The sequence below is a fragment of the Stenotrophomonas sp. SORGH_AS_0282 genome (genome assembly GCF_030818125.1).
Taxonomy (GTDB): Bacteria; Pseudomonadota; Gammaproteobacteria; order Xanthomonadales; family Xanthomonadaceae; genus Stenotrophomonas; species Stenotrophomonas rhizophila_A.
In genome coordinates this window covers 560424-577433 of the sequence record NZ_JAUTAB010000001.1, presented here as the reverse complement: position 1 = coordinate 577433, position 17010 = coordinate 560424, and the positions used below count along the sequence as shown (strand labels likewise).

General features: G+C 66.0%; 17 protein-coding genes. 8 read left to right on the top strand and 9 right to left on the bottom strand.

The window, feature by feature from the left end; translation table 11 throughout:
- From QE395_RS02480 to QE395_RS02455, 6 genes are all read right to left on the bottom strand, one after another.
- On the bottom strand, positions 1-858 hold the full coding sequence (locus tag QE395_RS02480) for an STAS domain-containing protein (protein WP_306987470.1): 858 nt from the start codon (positions 856-858) through the stop codon (positions 1-3).
- A gap of 171 nt (positions 859-1029) precedes the next feature.
- A complete protein-coding gene (locus tag QE395_RS02475; RefSeq protein WP_306987469.1) occupies positions 1030-1311 on the bottom strand; it encodes a PQ-loop repeat-containing protein in 282 nt (93 codons plus the stop codon).
- The gene (locus tag QE395_RS02470; RefSeq protein WP_306987468.1) at positions 1311-2012 is read right to left on the bottom strand and encodes a glycosyltransferase family 2 protein; all 702 of its coding nucleotides are present in this window, start codon (positions 2010-2012) and stop codon (positions 1311-1313) included. Before QE395_RS02470 ends, QE395_RS02475 begins: the two co-directional genes overlap by 1 nt.
- Complete coding sequence (locus QE395_RS02465; protein WP_306987467.1) at positions 2009-2596, bottom strand: class I SAM-dependent methyltransferase; 588 nt, start codon at positions 2594-2596, stop codon at positions 2009-2011. Before QE395_RS02465 ends, QE395_RS02470 begins: the two co-directional genes overlap by 4 nt.
- Positions 2593-3351: a PIG-L family deacetylase gene (locus QE395_RS02460; protein WP_306987466.1), complete on the bottom strand. Its 759-nt coding sequence runs from the start codon at positions 3349-3351 to the stop codon at positions 2593-2595. Before QE395_RS02460 ends, QE395_RS02465 begins: the two co-directional genes overlap by 4 nt.
- Positions 3339-4301, bottom strand: coding sequence for an acyl-CoA dehydrogenase (locus QE395_RS02455; protein WP_306987465.1), 963 nt, complete (start codon positions 4299-4301; stop codon positions 3339-3341). The genes QE395_RS02460 and QE395_RS02455 overlap by 13 nt, the downstream gene beginning before the upstream one ends.
- Before the next feature lie 167 nt (positions 4302-4468).
- Here QE395_RS02455 and QE395_RS02450 point away from each other — a divergent pair, with 167 nt between their 5' ends.
- The 6 genes from QE395_RS02450 (at position 4469) to QE395_RS02425 (ending at position 13001) form a co-directional block, all read left to right on the top strand.
- Positions 4469-4633 carry a hypothetical protein gene (locus QE395_RS02450; RefSeq protein ID WP_167693307.1) on the top strand — a complete coding sequence of 55 codons (165 nt, stop codon included), beginning with the start codon at positions 4469-4471 and terminating at the stop codon, positions 4631-4633.
- Between the two features lie 161 nt (positions 4634-4794).
- On the top strand, positions 4795-7032 hold the full coding sequence (locus tag QE395_RS02445) for an ATP-binding protein (RefSeq protein WP_306987463.1): 2238 nt from the start codon (positions 4795-4797) through the stop codon (positions 7030-7032).
- Entirely contained in the window at positions 7029-7502 is a 474-nt protein-coding gene (locus QE395_RS02440; RefSeq protein WP_217535648.1) for a response regulator, read from the top strand. Before QE395_RS02445 ends, QE395_RS02440 begins: the two co-directional genes overlap by 4 nt.
- On the top strand, positions 7495-9888 hold the full coding sequence (locus tag QE395_RS02435) for a hybrid sensor histidine kinase/response regulator (protein ID WP_210131127.1): 2394 nt from the start codon (positions 7495-7497) through the stop codon (positions 9886-9888). Before QE395_RS02440 ends, QE395_RS02435 begins: the two co-directional genes overlap by 8 nt.
- Positions 9889-9903: 15 nt before the next feature.
- Positions 9904-10098, top strand: coding sequence for a hypothetical protein (locus tag QE395_RS02430; RefSeq protein ID WP_093534700.1), 195 nt, complete (start codon positions 9904-9906; stop codon positions 10096-10098).
- A gap of 344 nt (positions 10099-10442) precedes the next feature.
- A complete protein-coding gene (locus tag QE395_RS02425; RefSeq protein ID WP_306987462.1) occupies positions 10443-13001 on the top strand; it encodes a TonB-dependent receptor in 2559 nt (852 codons plus the stop codon).
- A 53-nt stretch (positions 13002-13054) separates the two neighbouring features.
- On the opposite strand, the gene QE395_RS02420 is transcribed toward QE395_RS02425, so the two are convergent.
- From QE395_RS02420 to QE395_RS02410, 3 genes are all read right to left on the bottom strand, one after another.
- Positions 13055-13315 carry a BrnA antitoxin family protein gene (locus QE395_RS02420; RefSeq protein ID WP_217977531.1) on the bottom strand — a complete coding sequence of 87 codons (261 nt, stop codon included), beginning with the start codon at positions 13313-13315 and terminating at the stop codon, positions 13055-13057.
- A complete protein-coding gene (locus QE395_RS02415) occupies positions 13308-13628 on the bottom strand; it encodes a BrnT family toxin (RefSeq protein WP_306987461.1) in 321 nt (106 codons plus the stop codon). Before QE395_RS02415 ends, QE395_RS02420 begins: the two co-directional genes overlap by 8 nt.
- Positions 13629-14073: 445 nt before the next feature.
- Positions 14074-14844, bottom strand: coding sequence for an oxygenase MpaB family protein (locus QE395_RS02410; RefSeq protein ID WP_095363027.1), 771 nt, complete (start codon positions 14842-14844; stop codon positions 14074-14076).
- Positions 14845-15017: 173 nt separating this feature from the next.
- Between QE395_RS02410 and QE395_RS02405 the strand changes: the two genes are divergently transcribed.
- Positions 15018-15938: an MBL fold metallo-hydrolase gene (locus QE395_RS02405; RefSeq protein WP_068854140.1), complete on the top strand. Its 921-nt coding sequence runs from the start codon at positions 15018-15020 to the stop codon at positions 15936-15938.
- A gap of 118 nt (positions 15939-16056) precedes the next feature.
- Positions 16057-17010, top strand: a complete 954-nt coding sequence (locus tag QE395_RS02400; RefSeq protein ID WP_249833172.1) for an alpha/beta hydrolase — start codon at positions 16057-16059, stop codon at positions 17008-17010.

Below are 17010 nucleotides of genomic sequence, written 5' to 3'. Positions count from 1 at the left end.
TCAGCGGGCTGCCTTGGTCACCGTCTGGCCGGTGCGCTTGAGCGCCAGTGCCAATGCGTCGGCCAGGTTGGCCTTGGTGACGATGCCCTGCAGGTCCAGGCCCAGGTGGACGATGGTCTGCGCGATCTGCGGGCGCACGCCGCTGATGATCGCGTCGGCCCCCATCAGGCGGATGGCGGTCACCGTCTTGAGCAGGTGCTGGGCCACCAGCGTGTCCACGGTGGGCACGCCGGTAATGTCGATGATGGCGATTTCCGAGCCGGTGTCGACGATCCGCTGCAGCAGCGATTCCATCACCACCTGGGTGCGCTGCGAATCGAGCGTGCCGATCATCGGCAGGGCCAGCACGCCCTCCCACAGCTTCACCACCGGGGTGGACAGTTCCAGCATTTCTTCCTGCTGGCGCTGGATCACGTCTTCGCGGGTCTTCTGGTAGACCTTGACGCTGTGCAGGCCCAGGCCGTCGATCAGCTCGGAGATGGCCCACAGCTGGTCGCCCAGTACCTTCGGGTCATCCGCCAGCTGCTGTTGGGCCAGCTCGAACAGGGGGCGCTTGAGCGAGAACAGGAAGCTGGCGGTCTCGGCCGAGCTGAACCCCTTGAGCACGCGTTCGCGCGAGAGCTGCTCGAGGAAATGCCGGAGTTCCTGCCATTCGCTGCCGGCCACGCCCGTACCGGAGGTGGACAGCGCGGCTTGGAACAGCCGCCAGAACTCGCGCACCTGGGTATCCAGCTCACGCGCGGACAGGCGGCTGTCCTGGCTCTGGCCGGCGCCGGCCAGCTGTTCCACCCACTGCGCCACGACGGCGTCCTGGTGGCTGCGGATGAGGTCGATGGTGCGCTGCTGCAAAGCCGCCATGGGGGTGGTTTCCTGCTGGGAAGGTGGGAAAGCCCCGCCACGAGGACGTGACGGGGCTTGGTTTCACCTGAGCTTAAATGAATTCAGGTACACGGACCATCACGACAACTGATGTCGCGTGAAGAGCGGATGCACAACCCTGACTTGTTCAGCCAATCCGCCGCTCAGGCGTTACTTTCCACGCTCTCCTGCCGACCTCCGCCGTCGCATGGCCAGGCCCTGCCCGACCACCGCCGTGACCAGGATCAGCGAGTTCGTCACCACGAACACCAGCGATCCCAGCAACGCGCTGTAGGCGATGAACAACACCGAGGCGGTGATCTGGCCAACGAACAACCACGTCGAGACGCCTTCCACCGAACCGGCCCGGTGCTGCTTGACGATCTGCCGGACCAGCGTGGCGATCAGCACCACGGTCGCGGCCCAGCCCAGCAGGTCGGCCGGCTGCTCCATCACTCCTGCACCAGCTGCGCGGGACGCAGGGCCCCACCGCCACCGAGGACCTCGCGCTCCAGCGCGCGCAGGAAACTGCTGAACCCATGCGGCGCACGCGCGCTGCGGCGGGCGCTGGTCGCGACCACCGGCCGCGCCAGCCAGGCAATGCGGGCGCCACTGCCGGCCAGTGCCTCCACCAGGGCCACGTCCTCCCCGGTGCGGAGGGGAGGAAAGCCGCCCACGGCACGGTAGGCCGCCGCGCTCAGGCCGAGGTTGGCGCCATGCACATGCCGATGACCGTCGCGCATCGCCTCGCGCCCGGAGAAGGCGGTGCGTACCACGTCGGGATAGTCCAGCCAGTCCACGACCTCGACCACGCCACAGAACGCATCGGCGCCGCAGCGCAGCTGCCGCCACAACCAGTCCGGGGGCACTTCGGTATCGGCATCGGTGCTGGCGATCCAGCGAGCGCCGCGCGCGAGCGCGTGCTCGGCTGCGGCCGCCCGCGCGGTGCCGACGCAGCGGGCGGTCACTTCAAGGGTGGTCGCCCCGTGCGCAGCGCACACGGCGGCGGTATCGTCGGTACAGGCATCCAGCGCGACCACGGTAAGGACCGCTTCGCCGCGCAGGCGCGGGTCCGCAGCCGCAACCGTGATGGACGCCAGGCAGCGCCCGATGGCATGCGCTTCGTCATGCGCCGGTACGATCACGGCGATCATCGCAACCCCTCCCAGCGCGCCACGCTGACCGGTTCGGCGCTCCAGCCCTGCAGCAGCATGTCGGCGTCCTGGTAGCAGAAGGCTTCTTCAAGACCACGCGCAAACGTGCGGTGCACCTGCGCAGCGGAAGTGCGGGCCTCGGCGAACGGATGCACCCAATGGCAGGCCAGCAGCAGCCCGTCATCGGCCAGGCTGCCACGCAGTTGCGTTGCCATCGTCACCACGTCCTGCGGGGACAGGTAATAGCCCACCTCGCTCACCACGATCAGGTCGAACCGGCCTTGCGGCCACTGGTCGGGATGGCTGGCCTGCTGCAGCCGCACGTTGGCATGCGCCTGCGTCGACACCGACGCTTCGGCCAGCGCCGCCGCGCTGAGATCGGTGGCCAGCAGCGCATCGCACCGCGCCGCAAGCTCCGCCGTCAACACGCCGTTGGAACAGCCCAGTTCCCACCCGTTGCGGTAACGCTGGCGCGGCAGGCTGGCCAGGGTGAGGGCGCGCTTGCGCGCTTCGTACCAACGATCGCGGTACTGGAAGGGATCGGGGTGCTGGTAGATCTGCTCGAAGTAAGCGGCGGTGCTCATCCGATCAGCACCTCGAACGGACGGCGGAACCTGGCCAGCACGTGGTCGGGGAGCACGGGCTCACGGTCCAGTCCCGCAACCTCTCCGGTCTGGGTGGCGAATGCCGCCATCGCCTGGCGCTTGCGCGCCTGGGAATCGGCGCACAGGGCAATGCGTTGCGCGCTCGACCACGGCCCTACCGGCGCCTCGGCATCCAGCCAGTGCCAGGCCCAGACCGGGTACTGCAGGAACCGCGCCCCGCAACTGGCCGCCGCCGCGCGGGCGGCACGACCGGCCGCTTCGTGATCAGGGTGGGCATCGTGTACCCAAGGGCCGACGACCACGTCGCCGGGCGACAACCGTGCGGCGAGGTGGGCGGCGAGGTCCGTTTCATGCCGGGCAATGCCACCGTCCGGCAGGCCCAGCGCGGTGACATGGGTGGCGTCCATGCCCAAGGCCTGCATGGCATCGGCCAGTTCGCGGCGCCGGGCATCGCGGAGCCGAGCCCCTGGCCAATGCGGGTGGTCGGGATAACAGGCCTCACCATCACTGACCGAGACCACCTGGACCGCACAGCCCTGTGCCAACGCCGCCTGCATCAGGCCGCCACAGCCGAGCACCTCGTCGTCCGGATGCGGTGAAACGACCACCAGGCGGCGCGCACCCAGCAGCACCGTATCGGCCTCCACCATGGGCAACGCATCCAGCCAGGCGCAGGCTTCCCACGCCGATTCCAGCGTGCCGCGCCCTTCGATGCGCACGGTTACAGCGTCCATGGTTGCTCCTGGCGCTGGATCGCGCGGCCGAGTTCGGCCCAGTCGCGGTCGGCGTGGCTCTGCCGGATGAAGACGGTAAGATCCGCCCAGCGCTGGGCGTGGCCTGGATCCAGGCACATGGGCGCGGGGCCCAGCGCGCGTCCGACCGCATCAAGCACCTGCACACAGGCGCGCTCCACCACGCTGCGCACGCGGGTCACGTCGGACCTGTGCGGCTGCGATGGCATCGCATCGATCCAGGCAGCCAGTTCGCGCAGCAGCGCCGCCGACGCCTGCAGCGCCATGTCGACCTGGCCAAGCAATGCAGCGGCTTGGGCGTTGTCGTCCACGCGCGGCGAGCGCTGCAGCGGTGAGGCCAACGCAACCGCCGCGCCATACCAGCACGCGGCGATACCGGCACCGCCATGCCAGAAGCCCGGGCGCGCGAGGTAGGCGCCGGGCGCGCCGATGGGCTCGGCGCGTACGTGGTCGAACTGCACCGTGCCGCTCGGAATGCCGCCCATGCCGGTGGCATGCCAGCTCTGCGGCTGCAACAGGATGCCGGGCGCGTCAGTGCGCAGGCAGACCAGCCGGGATACGTCGCCGCAGTGGGCAGTGACCAGCGCCACATCGACCAGACCGGCGCCGGAGCACCAGGGCTTGGCGCCACTTACCGTGCCCGTCGCTTCGTCGTAGCACAGCGTGGCCTGGGGACCTTCCGCCGCCCAGACCGCCGCAAGCGTCCCGTCCGCCAAGGGAGCCGAATGCAGGTCGGCCAGGATCGCCTGTGCGTCGTAGTGGGCCTCCATCACCTTCGCCACGCACAGATCGCGCCCGGCAATGGCAGCCAACGCCCGCCAGCGCTCCAGCGTATGTCCACGCCCGGGCAGCGGCAGCGACGGCTGGCGTGCCAGCACCTCTCGTGCGGCGGACTCCAGCGCGGGCGCGGCATGTTCGACGATCTGATCCATATATATGACCGGTGGAACCGTGTTCTTCGGGCGGGTCAGGCAAGGGATACCGTGCCCTGCGTAGCCGGGTGGTGACCGCGATGTGTGGGCACCGTGCAGCGCGTGCGGACATCGCCCTCACCTCGTCGCCCCCAAGCTCGGATTCCGCACCCACTAAGGCGACTTCCATGGCAACCCCCTCCTCCAATCCGCTGGAAGGCAAGGACGACCAGCAGAAAGCCCATACCCCCGACACGCTGCGCAACGATGATGCGAAGTGGAAGGACAAGGACATGCCCGAGCAGGACACCACCGCCACGCCGGACGACTACGAGCGCCCCGCCAAGCCCTGAGCCGCCATCGCCTCCGTTCCTCACGGATCGGGGAGCAGTGATATGCGAAGCTATGCCGGTGGGCCCCTGACGGCGGCGTGGACCCCCGTGCCCGCCGATACAGGGCTGCTCCAGTGGTTGAGCAGCGTCTTTTGATTACGGTACCCGGTGGGGGTCAACGAATGTCGTCCTGGAAAGTGAGTGAACCCGCGTTGGATCTCAACAGCTGTGCCAGAGAGCCGATACGCACTCCGGGAGCGATTCAACCCTACGGCCTGATCCTCGTCCTCGACCCGGCGACCCTGCGGGTCAAGGAACGCGCGCTGTCGCGCCCGGACCTGATCGAGACCTTCGGCGACCCGCTTGGCCAGACGGTGGATGTGGTGCTGGGCGCCACGCTGGCCGCCTGCCGACCGACCCTTGAGGCGCTCAAGCCGGACACCTCGCAGTTCCTCGGCACACACACGATCGGTGAACATGGCAGGCACCAGGTGCTGGCCCATCGGACCGGCAACGATCTCATCGTGGAGCTTGAGGAGCCGGTGTCCGGTGAACCGGGCTCGCTTGAAGACCTGTACCCGGCGATCCGCCGCTTCATGGGTGCCATCGAGCGGGTAGCCAGCACGCAGGAGCTGTGCGAGCTCGCTGCCGTGCAGATCCGCGAGCTGACCGGTTTCGACCGGACCCTGGTCTATCAGTTCGACAAGGAATGGAATGGCGCGGTCGTTGCCGAGGAGGGCAACGGGGTCCTGCCCAGCTACCTGGACCTGCGCTTCCCCGAATCGGATATCCCCGCGCAGGCGCGCGCGCTGTACCGGCAGAACCGCGTCCGCCTGATCGCCGACAGCGATTACCAGGCCGTACCGCTGGTGCGCGACGCCGCCAACGCCGATGCCCCGCCAACCGACCTCAGCCCCTCCATGCTGCGCAGCGTGTCGCCGGTGCACCTGCAGTACATGCGCAACATGGGCACGGGCGCATCGATGTCGGTGTCGCTGCTGCGCGAAGGCGAGCTGTGGGGGCTGATTTCCTGCCACAACCAGGCGCCCAAGCGTGTTCCCTACCATGTGCGCACCGCCTGCGAGTTCATCGGCCAGATCCTGTCGCTGCAGATCACGCTGAAGGAACGCGCGGCCGTGGTCGAAGAACGCATCGCCCGCCGCGCGATCCAGGTGCGCCTGCTCGGCCGCATGGCCGGCGACCAGGATTTCATGGCCGCGCTGGGCCGGGACCAGCAGAGCCTGCTTGCGCTGACCCAGTCCGCCGGCGCGGCGATCGTGCATCGCGGCGAGTGCATCCTGCACGGTGAGTGTCCTGACGAACCGCAGGTGATGTCGCTGGTGCAGTGGCTGACCGCGCAGCAGCATGACGGGGACCTGGTCTGTACCGACCGGCTGCCGCTGGAATGGGCGCCGGCCGATGCCTTCGCCGACGTCGCCAGCGGCGTGCTGGCCATTTCCATTTCCCAGATCCACGACAGCTACGTGCTGTGGTTCCGGCCGGAGGTCGTACGTACCGTGCGCTGGGGCGGTGACCCTCGCAAGGAAGATACCGGCCTGCCGCTGTCCCCGCGCACCTCGTTCGAGGGCTGGAAGGAAACGGTACGCAAGCAATCATTGCCGTGGAACGACGTGGACCGCGACGCGGCGCTGGAACTGCGTACCGCCATCGTCGACATCGTGCTGCGCAAGGCCGAGGAAATGGCCGCGCTCAACGAACAGCTCCTGCGCAGCAACAAGGAGCTGGAGGCATTCTCCTATTCGGTCAGCCACGACCTGCGCGCACCGTTCCGCCACATCGTGGGCTATTCGGAGCTGCTGTGGGCCTCGGCCGGCGAAAGGCTAAACGATTCAGAAAAGAGATTTCTCGACACCATCGTTGAATCCGCACAATCGGCCGGAACACTGGTTGACGACCTGCTCAGCTTCTCGCAGATGGGCAGGTCCACGATGGGTCAGATCGCAATGGACATGACCGCCCTGGTCGAGGACGTCCGGCACAAGCTGGACATGGAATACGACGGCCGCGCCATACACTGGGTGGTGCCGCATCTGCCGCGCGTTCAGGCCGACCCGGGCATGCTGCGCCTGGTCTGGCAGAACCTGCTCTCCAACGCGATCAAATTCACCCGCGATACGCCCAACACGGTCATCGAAGTGGGCCACTACCGCACCGATACCGAAAACGTGTTCTACGTCCAGGACAACGGCTGCGGCTTCGACATGCGCTACGTGGACAAGCTCTTTGGCGTGTTCCAGCGCCTGCACCATGCTGACGAGTACGAAGGCACCGGCATCGGCCTGGCCAACGTGCACCGCATCATCACCCGCCACGGCGGCAGGACCTGGGCGGAAGGCCAGGTGGGAGTGGGCGCCAAATTCTATTTCACCATTCCCTTTGCTACTGGAGACAAAGTATGAGAGATCTGCGGCCGATTCTGCTCGTGGAAGACAATCCGAAGGACGCTGAGCTGACGATGGCTGCACTAGCCCGTTGCCAGCTGCTGAACGATGTCACCCATGTGCGGGACGGTGTGGAGGCGCTGGAGTACCTGCGTACCGAGGGCCGGTACGAGGGCGCCATGCACGGCGGCCCGGTGGTGGTGCTGCTGGACCTCAAACTGCCCAAGCTCAACGGGCTGGAAGTACTCAGGGAAATCCGCGGCGATGCCGCGATCAGCAGCACCCCGGTGGTGATGCTGACCTCCTCGCGAGAGGAGCAGGACCTGATCCGCAGCTACGAGCTGGGCGTGAACGCCTTCGTGGTCAAGCCGGTCGATTTCAAGGAATTCCTGGAAGCCATCCAGGGGCTGGGCATGTTCTGGGGCATCACCAACCAGCCGCCGCCGCACGGCACACTGTTTGGCGCGAAGAGTCGAAAAGATGGCTGAGGATGTAACCGGCAAGCCGATCCGCATTCTGATGGTGGAGGACAGCGCGCTGGACGCGGAGCTGATCACCCTTCAGCTCAGCCGCGCCGGCCTGCCCTTCACTGCGGAGCGCACCTGGTCGGACCAGGGAATGCGCGATGCACTGGCGAACAACGACTTCGATGTGATCCTGGCCGACCATGTGCTGCCCGGTTTCAGCGGCGACCTGGCCTTGGTGTTGGCCACCGACGTCGCGCCCGAAGTGCCTTTCATCTTCGTCTCCGGCACCTTGACCGAGGAACTCGCGGTCGAGGCGCTCAAGCGCGGCGCCCGCGACTACGTGGTCAAGTCGCGCCTGCAGCGCCTGCCCGAGGCCGTGTTGCGCGCGATCAACGAAGCCCAGGAGCGCCGCAGGCTGCGCCGGGTGGAAACCGAGCTGCACGAAAGCCACCGTCGGCTGGGCCTGATCACCGATTCGCTGCCGGCCCTGATTGCGTATCTCGATCGCGGGCACCACTACCGCTTCGCCAACCAGGCCTACGTCGAATGGCATGGCCTGGCGCCGGAAGACGTGGTCGGCCTGCACGCCCGCGAGCTCGTCGGTGATGAAGGCTTCGCGCTGCTGCAGGAGCATTTCGACAAGGTCCTGACCGGACAGAAGGTCAGTTTCGAGGCGCTCACCCACCGCCGCGCCGGCGCACCGCGCTACGCCCAGGTGGACTTCGTACCCGAGCTGGATGCCGACGGGTCGGTCATGGGCTACTACGCCATGGCCCGCGACATCAGCGAGCTCAAGCACGCCCAGGCCCTGCTGAAAGCCAGCAACGAATCACTGGAGCGCCAGGTCAACGAACGCACCTCTGCCCTGCACCGCAGCGAAAGCCGCCTGCAGGCGCTGTTCGAATCCAGCTTCCAGCACCAGAACCTGCTGACCCTCGATGGGCACATCATCGACACCAACTCCGCCTCGCTGGCCGCGATCCTGGCCACGAAGGACGATGTCCGCGGCGCGCTGTACTGCGAATCGGCCTGGTTCGCCAGCACCGAAGGCGTGCCGGCCATCGTCTGCCAGGCCGTGCTGGAGGCGGCCGCAGGCAACGCTTCGCGGCATGAGCTGGACCTGCTGCTTCCCACCGGCAAACGCACCTTCGAGTTCTCATTCCGCCCGTTGCTCGACCACCAGGGCACGATCACCGCCGTGGTTTCCGAGGCGGTGGAAACCACCGCGCGCCGCCAGGCCGAGGAAGCACTGCGGCAGAGCCAGAAGATCGAAGCCGTGGGCCAGCTCACCGGCGGCATCGCGCATGACTTCAACAACATCCTGACCGTGATCGCCGGCAACGTGGAGTACGCCAAGCTGCTCACCGAACGTCTGGGCGATGTGGCGGACGGCTCCACGCGCGCGCTGGACAACGCCCTGAAGGGCGTGATGCGCGCGGCCAATGTCACCCAGCGGCTGCTTGCGTTCTCGCGCCGGCAACCCCTGCGCAGCCTGCCGGTCGACCTCAATGCACAGCTGCGCGGCATGGAAGACATGCTGCACCGTTCGCTGGGCGAGCTGGTGCAGCTAGAAATCGTGCACCACCCGGACATCTGGTGCGTGGAAGTGGACCCCAGCCAGCTGGAGGCATCCGTGCTCAACCTGGCGGTCAACGCCCGCGATGCCATGCCGGAAGGCGGCCGCCTGGTGATCGAAGTGGACAACGCCCACCTGGACAATGACTTCACCGCGCAGAACCCCGACGTTCCGCCGGGCCATTACGCAATGCTGCGGGTCAAGGACACGGGCCACGGCATGTCCGCCGAGACGCTGACCCGCGTGTTCGAACCATTCTTCACCACCAAGGAAGTAGGGCGCGGCACTGGCCTGGGCCTGTCCATGGTGTACGGCTTCGTCAAGCAGTCCGGCGGCCATGTGCTGGTGGATTCCGCGCCCGGTGCCGGCACGTCGATCACCCTGCTGTTCCCGCGTTCGGCAGCCGAGCTGCCGCAGGCCGGCCAGACCGAGCACCGGGGCCTGGGCGGTTACGAGATGCAGGAGGAGGCCACGGTGCTGGTCGCCGAGGACAACGACGACGTGCGCGCGTATACCGTGGACACGCTGCGGCAGCTGGGTTACCGCGTGCTTGAAGCACACGACGGCGCCTCGGCCATGCGCCTGCTCGAGCGCACCGACGTGGACGTGGACCTGTTGTTCTCGGACATCGTGATGCCCGGCATGTCCGGTTGGGAACTGGCCAAGCGCGCACTGGCGCACAAGCCGGCGCTGCGGGTGCTGTTCACCTCCGGCTACCCGCGCGACATCGACGCCAGCGGCGCCGTGGGTCGCAACATCGCGATACTGGGCAAACCGTTCACCCGCAGCGACCTGGCGCGCTCGATCCGCGGATCGCTGCAGGACGAATGACACGAGACCGTTCCCATGACGCCGCTCGACAAACCCCTGCGCCGCGAAGTCCAGATCGGCGATGAGTCGTACACCCTGACCCTCGACCCCGAGGGTCTCAAGCTGGTGCGCAAAGGCCACCGCAAGGGGCTGGATCTGCGCTGGGTGGACCTGGTCAGCGGCGACGCGGCCCTCGCGGCCGCGTTGCAGGCATCGCTGGAAGCGCCCTGATTCCAGCGGGCTGACAGGCCAGATCTGTCCCGAATCGCGGCACCGATCTCATTGCGGATGAGATCCCAATCACACTTTTCTCCACTTTGCCGCATTCAACGGGGGCGGATAAGGGTCCGTTTTGCCTCACGTCTCTTGAACGAATGAGGTCAAAACGAAAGATACGTTGCAGTATTGTTTACGTTCTGTTAAGTATTTGTGCAGCGCACCAGGTCCGCTGGCACGCAAGGAGAACGACCGGATGAGCACGTAACGAGAACGACCCAACCACAACCAGACTGCAGGGTGCATGCATGAACGACCGCATTGGCAAGTGTGTTCACGCTCCGAAAGCAATTTCGCCATTGGCATCTTCAGTAAAGGCGGCACTCGCTGCCGCACTGCTGCTCACCAGTTCCGCCGCAGTGGCACAGAACAGCGACAATGCTTCGACCAACCCGGAAACCGCGACCCTCGATACGGTTTCAGTACTGGGCAGCCGCACCAAGCCCCGCACCGTTTCCTCGTCCGCGGTACCCATCGACATCATCAGCGGCGAAGAATTCCGCAACCAGGGCGCCACCGATGCGCTCGACCAGCTCAAAGTGCTGGTCCCCTCGTTCAACGTCAGCACCATTCCCATCGATGACGCGGCCAGTCTGATCCGCCCGGCCAACCTGCGTGGCCTGCCGCCGGACAACACCCTGCTGCTGGTCAACGGCAAGCGCTTCCACCGCGCGGCGGTCATCACCTTCCTGGGCCACGGCCTGTCCGACGGCGCACAGGGCCCGGACCTTTCCGTGTTTCCGTCGCTCGCCCTCGAACAGGTGGACGTGCTGCGCGACGGCGCCGCCGCCCAATACGGTTCGGATGCCATTGCCGGCGTGATCAACTTCGGCCTGAAGAAGTTGCGCGAAGGCGGCACGGCCGAAGTGTTCACCGGCCAGTACTACAAGGGCGACGGACTCACCACCCAGTACTCGGCGCAGATCGGCCTGCCACTCACCGAGCGCGGCTTCGCCACGCTGACCGCCGAGTGGCGCAAGGTCGACGACACCTCGCGCAGCGTGCAGCGCGATGATGCCGCCGCGGCCATCGCCGCCGGCTACCCGGGCGTGGGCGAGCCGGCGCAGGTGTGGGGCTCGCCGAAGGTCGACGACGACCTCAAGCTGGTCGCCAACCTGGGCCTGAGTACCGACAGCGTGGACTTCTACCTGTTCGGCAACTACGCCAAGCGCGACGTGGATGGCGGCTTCTACTTCCGCGATCCCACCGCACGTTCGGGCGTGTACTCCAACGACGGCGGCGACACGCTGCTGGTCGGCAACCTCACCGGTGCAGGCGCCTGCCCGACCATCGCGCTGCGCGACGGCGGTGGCAACCTGCTGCCGTACAGCACGGTGAGCGGTGCGGTCGCCGCGCTGCCGGCCAACTGCTACACCTTCCTGTCCAGCCTGCCGGGCGGCTTCACACCGCGCTTCGGCGGCAAGCTGGAAGACAGCTCCGTGTACGCCGGCGCCAAGGGCAACTGGGGCGAGTGGTACTGGGACGTGAGCGGGTCGTGGGGCCGCAACGATATCGAGTTCATCATCTATAACACCGTCAATGCCTCGCTCGGCCCGGACCAGCCGGCCGGCCTGTACTTCCGTCCGGGCGGCAACACGCAGACCGAAAAGAGCGCCAACATCGACGTGAGCCGCGATATCGCCACCAGCTTCACCAGCCAACCGTTGCGCCTGGCCGTGGGTGCCGAGTGGCGCGAAGAGAGCTTCGAGATCAGTCCTGGCGATGGTCCGTCCACCGCGATCGGTCCGCTGACCGAACAGGGCTTCGCGCTGGGCTCCAACGGCTTCAACGGGTTCAGCACGCGTACCGCCGGCACCTTCGACCGCCGCAACTGGGCCGCGTATGCAGACCTGGAAGCGCAGGTCACCGAGCGCCTGCTGCTGGCCGGCGCGCTGCGCTTCGAAGACTTCGATTCGTTCGGCAGCACCACCAACGGCAAGGTCACCGCGCGCTTCGACTTCAACGAGCACTTCGCGCTGCGCGGCGCCTACAACACCGGCTTCCGTGCCCCGACCCCCGGCCAGGCGAACATCAGCCAGATCAGCACCGTGTTCGGCGGCACCGCACTGGAAGACATCGCCACCCTGCCGCCGACCAATCCCATCGCCCAGCTCAAGGGCGCCCAGCCGCTGACCCCGGAAGAATCCAAGAACGTTTCGCTGGGTGCCGTGTGGACCGAAGGCGATTGGCTGATCACCCTGGATGGTTACCAGATCAAGGTCGAAGACCGCATCGCGCTGAGCACCAGCTTCGCGGTCACCCCGGAAGAACGCGCGGCACTGGTGGCCGGCGGCAACCCCGAAGCGGCCTCGATTTCGCAGGTGACCTACTTCGGCAATGCGTTTGATACCACCACCACCGGTGTCGACCTGGTCACCAGCTTCAAGAGCACGCACTTCGGGGGCGACACCACGTACTCGCTGGCCGCCAACTGGAACCGGACCGAGGTCGACCGCTTCGACCCGGACTTCATCGACGAAGCGCGCGTGTACAAGCTGGAGAAGTCGCTGCCCAAGACCAAGGGTTACTTCAGCATTCACCACCAGCGCCAGGTCTTCAACGCCAACCTGCGCTTCAACTACTACAGCTCGTGGTATGAGGATCACCTGGACAGCGGCGTGATCTCCGCAGCGGACGGCGGCCTGCCGATCTACGGCGGCAGCGCCTTGATCGTGGATGCCGAAGTGGGCTGGAAGTTCGATTCGGGCCTGTACTTCAGCCTGGGCGCGCAGAACCTGTTCGACCGCACCCCGGCCAAGAACCCGTGGTCCGGCGTGGCAGGTGCGGAGTACCCGGTGCATTCACCGTACGGCTTCAACGGCGGCTTCTACTACGCGCGGGTGGGCTGGAAGTTCTGACAGGGCTGAGACTGGCATGGGGTGCCAGCACAGGCACCCCATGTTCAGACGTACTACGCCTTTGCGCCACCGCTGCCTTTATGCGCAATCACCCAGTCTTTCAGCACTGCGTCGATCCTGGTCTGCCAGCCCGCGCCAGTTCCCCGGAATGCTTCGAGTACCTCCGCTGAGAGCCGGATCGTTATCCGCTCTTTGGTCTCCATGGCCTTGGGGCGGCCACGCAACGATTTTTGCAACGGCTCCGGCAGGTCATCCAACGTCACTGCGCGCTTGAAGTCAGCATCCGACCACTCCGGATTTTCGGAGTCAGGCATTTCGGCGTTTCTGTGCTTGTTCATAGCGTCTGACCTCTCGCTGGTTGGCTTTGCGGAAGCTGATGACTCGAATCCCGTCGCACGTTCTGGTAAAGACCAACGCATGTAGGCGCTCACCCACCCATCCAAACCCGAGATAGCGAATCTCTCCGTAGTCCTGTCTGTCATCGACAACGAACAGCGCCGTCTCGAAATCGAATGCCCGTACCAACTCGAAGGACAGGCCGCGCTCCTCGATATTTCGATTGCTTTTCGCGGCATCGTAAGTGATGGATGGCGCATTTATTGTATGCACAATAATTACCGAGCGCAAGTCTGGAGGTAGGCTTCTCGAGGCAGCGTCAACTGCGCTCAGCCTAGGAACAAAGAAAGCCACCCCGCCGTTGCTGACGGGGTGGTTGCGCGTTCGGTAATCACGTGCGCTTGCGTGAATCAGGCTGCGAGCAGGGTGTCCTGTTCGTTCTGATCGTAGTAATCAGCATTGGCGATTACAGTTTTTGCGCCGATTACGTCGGTCGCCTCTCGGGCTGTCCACATTGACTGCTCGCCACGTCGAAACCAGTGCAGCCCCTTCAGCTGGGCACCAAGGCTGGTGCACATGTGGTGGAGCTGGCGGGAATCGAACCCGCGTCCGCAACGCATCCTCTCTGCTTCATACAGCCATAACCCGTTGCCAACGACTGCATTCGGGGTTTCTCGCCACACACGGCGAAGAAGCATTGAACCGCCATGGGAGGCAAGCGGCTTTCAGGATTCGCTCATTTCCCAAGCTGCCTGAGCTTTCGCAGGAAGTACCGCGCCGGCAGATGCCGAAGCCAGCGCGGCTGCAGCCAATACAGACGCGGTGCCCAACGACGAAAGCGCTGCCAGCGCTTCTCGTCTGCCGGCGTCCATGGCAATGCGAACATCTGTCTCAGGTGCGGTGGCAACATCGCCCGCGTCACGAACGCCTGCAGCGGCAGCGCTGGGCGCAGGTACCACGGGGCTCCGTTTTCCAGCACGGCATGCAGATAGGCGCGCACTTCCTCGTCCACGCGCAGCTCCAGCTGACGGCTCTCCCACCACGCATCGAAGGCATCGGCCGTGGGCGGCCACTGCTCGTCTGCCACCTGCAGCGTGCGACCGAAGGCCCACGCCTCTTGATACAACGGTTCGCGGCTGCTTTCGGGCACCGGGCCAACGAACAGTTCGTACATCTCCAGCCCGCCGCGGTAGAGCGTTGCCGCGACCCACAACTGCAGGTCGCGATCGAATGCGCTGTAGCCCTCGCCCTGCACGGGCACATGCGCGCGATTGACATGGCGGGCGATGGTGGCCCGGTCCTCGTCCGTACCCAGCGACACCGCGTAGATGTAGCTCATGGTGGCCCGCAGCCTTGAGAACGGCCGTCTCAATGTCTGACTGTGGCGGGCCACGCCGCGCCCCACGCCGGGGTCGGCAAGCTGCCACGCGACCGCCGCGCCTGCACCGAAGAAGATGTAGGACTCGATGTTGATATCGGCCAGGCGGACAGGTGGGGGATTGGGCATGGGCCCAGTCTAGACACACGCGTGTGGGTTCGCCGTCACCCGTAACGCGCCGGCATTGCTGCGTGATCGGCAACAGTGTGAGCCCCTGCGCGGATCTACTGGCCGCGCGCGCCCTTCCCTAGGCTGATTCCGCACGGCGCCCCTGCCGTGGATCCCGCCAAGGAGATTTCCTCATGTTCACCCTGGAAAACACCGTAGCCCCGCCCCCGCCCGCGCTCGACGAACTGGTTCCCTCACGGTACGCGCTCAAGGTGGGCGATATCGACGTGCTGGTGGTCAGCGATGGCGTGCTGCCGTTGCCCACCCAGATGCTCGGCCACAACGTCTCCGCCGCCGAGCGCGCGCCGTGGTTCAAAGAGATGTACCTGCCGCCGGATGCGCTGGACTGGGCGTTGAACGTGATGGTGGTGCGCAGCGGGGACCGTAACATCCTGATCGACGCCGGCCTGGGAATGGACCCTGACCTGAACCTGCCGCGCGCCGGGCAGCTGATCCGCCGCCTGGGCGCTTCGGGTATCAACCTTGGCGAGATCACCGACGTGGTGATCACCCACCTGCACATGGACCACATCGGTGGCCTGCTGGTGGATGGCGTAAAGGAGCAACTGCACCCGGAGCTGCGCATCCACGTGGCCGCCGCCGAAGTGGAGTTCTGGAAGGCGCCCGACTTCACCCGCACCAACATGCCGCCGGGCTTCCCGGATGCGCTGCGCGCCACCGCTACCCACTTCCTGGCCGAGTACGGCAGCTATGTGCGCACCTTTGACGAGGTGCACGAGATTGCGCCGGGCGTCACCGCGCACCGCACCGGCGGCCACACGCCCGGCCACAGCGTGGTGCGCCTGAACTCGAATGGCGAGGCCCTGACCTTTGCTGGTGACGCCATCTTCGCAGTGGGCTTCGAGCAGCCGAACTGGCACAACGGGTTCGAACACGATCCAGAAGGCGCCGCGCAGGTGCGCATCACCCTGCTCAACGAGCTGGCCGGTACCGGCGAGATGCTGGTGGCCACCCACCTGCCGTTCCCGTCGGTCGGTCGCGTCTCGGCCGATGGCGACGTCTTCCGCTGGGTGCCGGTGTTCTGGGACTTCTGAATTCGTTGACGCTTTGTACTCTCGGTCAAATTTCAGGGACTTTCAGCCATCCCGAGTCCGCCCGAGGGGTCCAATGTAGCGCCTGTCGCATCCCCTTCCCTCTGCAGGAGACCACCCGATGAACACGCTTACCCGTACCCTGGCCACCACCGCCTTGGCCATTGCTGTCCAGGCCGGTGCCGCCGCGCAGGCCGCTGCACCGGTGAACCCCGCCGCTGTCACCGCCATTGCCCACACCCCCAGCACCATCACCACGGCCGATGGCGTGCAGCTGTATTACAAGGACTGGGGCCCGAAGGATGGCCCGGTGGTGACCTTCAGCCACGGCTGGCCGCTGGATTCGGACAGCTGGGATGCACAGATGATGTTCCTGGCCAACCACGGCTACCGCGTGGTCGCGCATGATCGCCGCGGCCATGGCCGCTCAAGCCAGCCGTGGGAGGGCAACGACATGGACCACTACGCCGACGACCTGGCCACGGTGATCAACACGCTCGACCTGAAAGACATCACGGTGGTCGGCTTTTCGACCGGTGGCGGCGAAGTGGCGCGTTACATCGGCCGACATGGCACCGGCCGGGTCAAAAAGGCCGTATTGATCAGCGCGGTGCCGCCCTTCATGCTCAAGACCGCCGACAACCCCGGCGGCGTACCGGTCGAGGTCTTTGACGGCCTGCGCAAGGGCCAGCTTGAAAACCGCGCGCAGTTGTTCAGCGACGTGGCAAGCGGTCCGTTCTACGGCTACAACCGTCCCGGTGCCAAGCCCAGCCAGGCGCTGATCGACTCCTGGCGGGCGCAGGGCATGCTGGGCGGAATCAAGAACACCTACGACTCGGTTGCCGCGTTCTCGGCCACCGACTTCCGCGAGGACCTGAAGCGGTTCAACGTCCCGACACTGATCATCCACGGCGACGACGACCAGGTCGTGCCGATCGATGTCGGCGGCCGCATGTCGGCCAAGCAGATCAAAGGCGCCAAGCTGATCGTGTACCCGGGCGCGCCGCACGGGCTGACCGAGACGCACAAGGACAGGGTCAACCAGGATCTGCTGGCGTTCCTTCAGCAGAAGTAA

Coding starts and splice junctions, on each gene's coding strand:
- QE395_RS02480 (WP_306987470.1), bottom strand. CDS start 858: ATGGCGGCTTTGCAGCAGCGCACCATCGACCTCATCCGCAGCCACCAG.
- QE395_RS02475 (WP_306987469.1), bottom strand. CDS start 1,311: ATGGAGCAGCCGGCCGACCTGCTGGGCTGGGCCGCGACCGTGGTGCTG.
- QE395_RS02470 (WP_306987468.1), bottom strand. CDS start 2,012: ATGATCGCCGTGATCGTACCGGCGCATGACGAAGCGCATGCCATCGGG.
- QE395_RS02465 (WP_306987467.1), bottom strand. CDS start 2,596: ATGAGCACCGCCGCTTACTTCGAGCAGATCTACCAGCACCCCGATCCC.
- QE395_RS02460 (WP_306987466.1), bottom strand. CDS start 3,351: ATGGACGCTGTAACCGTGCGCATCGAAGGGCGCGGCACGCTGGAATCG.
- QE395_RS02455 (WP_306987465.1), bottom strand. CDS start 4,301: ATGGATCAGATCGTCGAACATGCCGCGCCCGCGCTGGAGTCCGCCGCA.
- QE395_RS02450 (WP_167693307.1), top strand. CDS start 4,469: ATGGCAACCCCCTCCTCCAATCCGCTGGAAGGCAAGGACGACCAGCAG.
- QE395_RS02445 (WP_306987463.1), top strand. CDS start 4,795: ATGTCGTCCTGGAAAGTGAGTGAACCCGCGTTGGATCTCAACAGCTGT.
- QE395_RS02440 (WP_217535648.1), top strand. CDS start 7,029: ATGAGAGATCTGCGGCCGATTCTGCTCGTGGAAGACAATCCGAAGGAC.
- QE395_RS02435 (WP_210131127.1), top strand. CDS start 7,495: ATGGCTGAGGATGTAACCGGCAAGCCGATCCGCATTCTGATGGTGGAG.
- QE395_RS02430 (WP_093534700.1), top strand. CDS start 9,904: ATGACGCCGCTCGACAAACCCCTGCGCCGCGAAGTCCAGATCGGCGAT.
- QE395_RS02420 (WP_217977531.1), bottom strand. CDS start 13,315: ATGCCTGACTCCGAAAATCCGGAGTGGTCGGATGCTGACTTCAAGCGC.
- QE395_RS02410 (WP_095363027.1), bottom strand. CDS start 14,844: ATGCCCAATCCCCCACCTGTCCGCCTGGCCGATATCAACATCGAGTCC.
- QE395_RS02405 (WP_068854140.1), top strand. CDS start 15,018: ATGTTCACCCTGGAAAACACCGTAGCCCCGCCCCCGCCCGCGCTCGAC.
- QE395_RS02400 (WP_249833172.1), top strand. CDS start 16,057: ATGAACACGCTTACCCGTACCCTGGCCACCACCGCCTTGGCCATTGCT.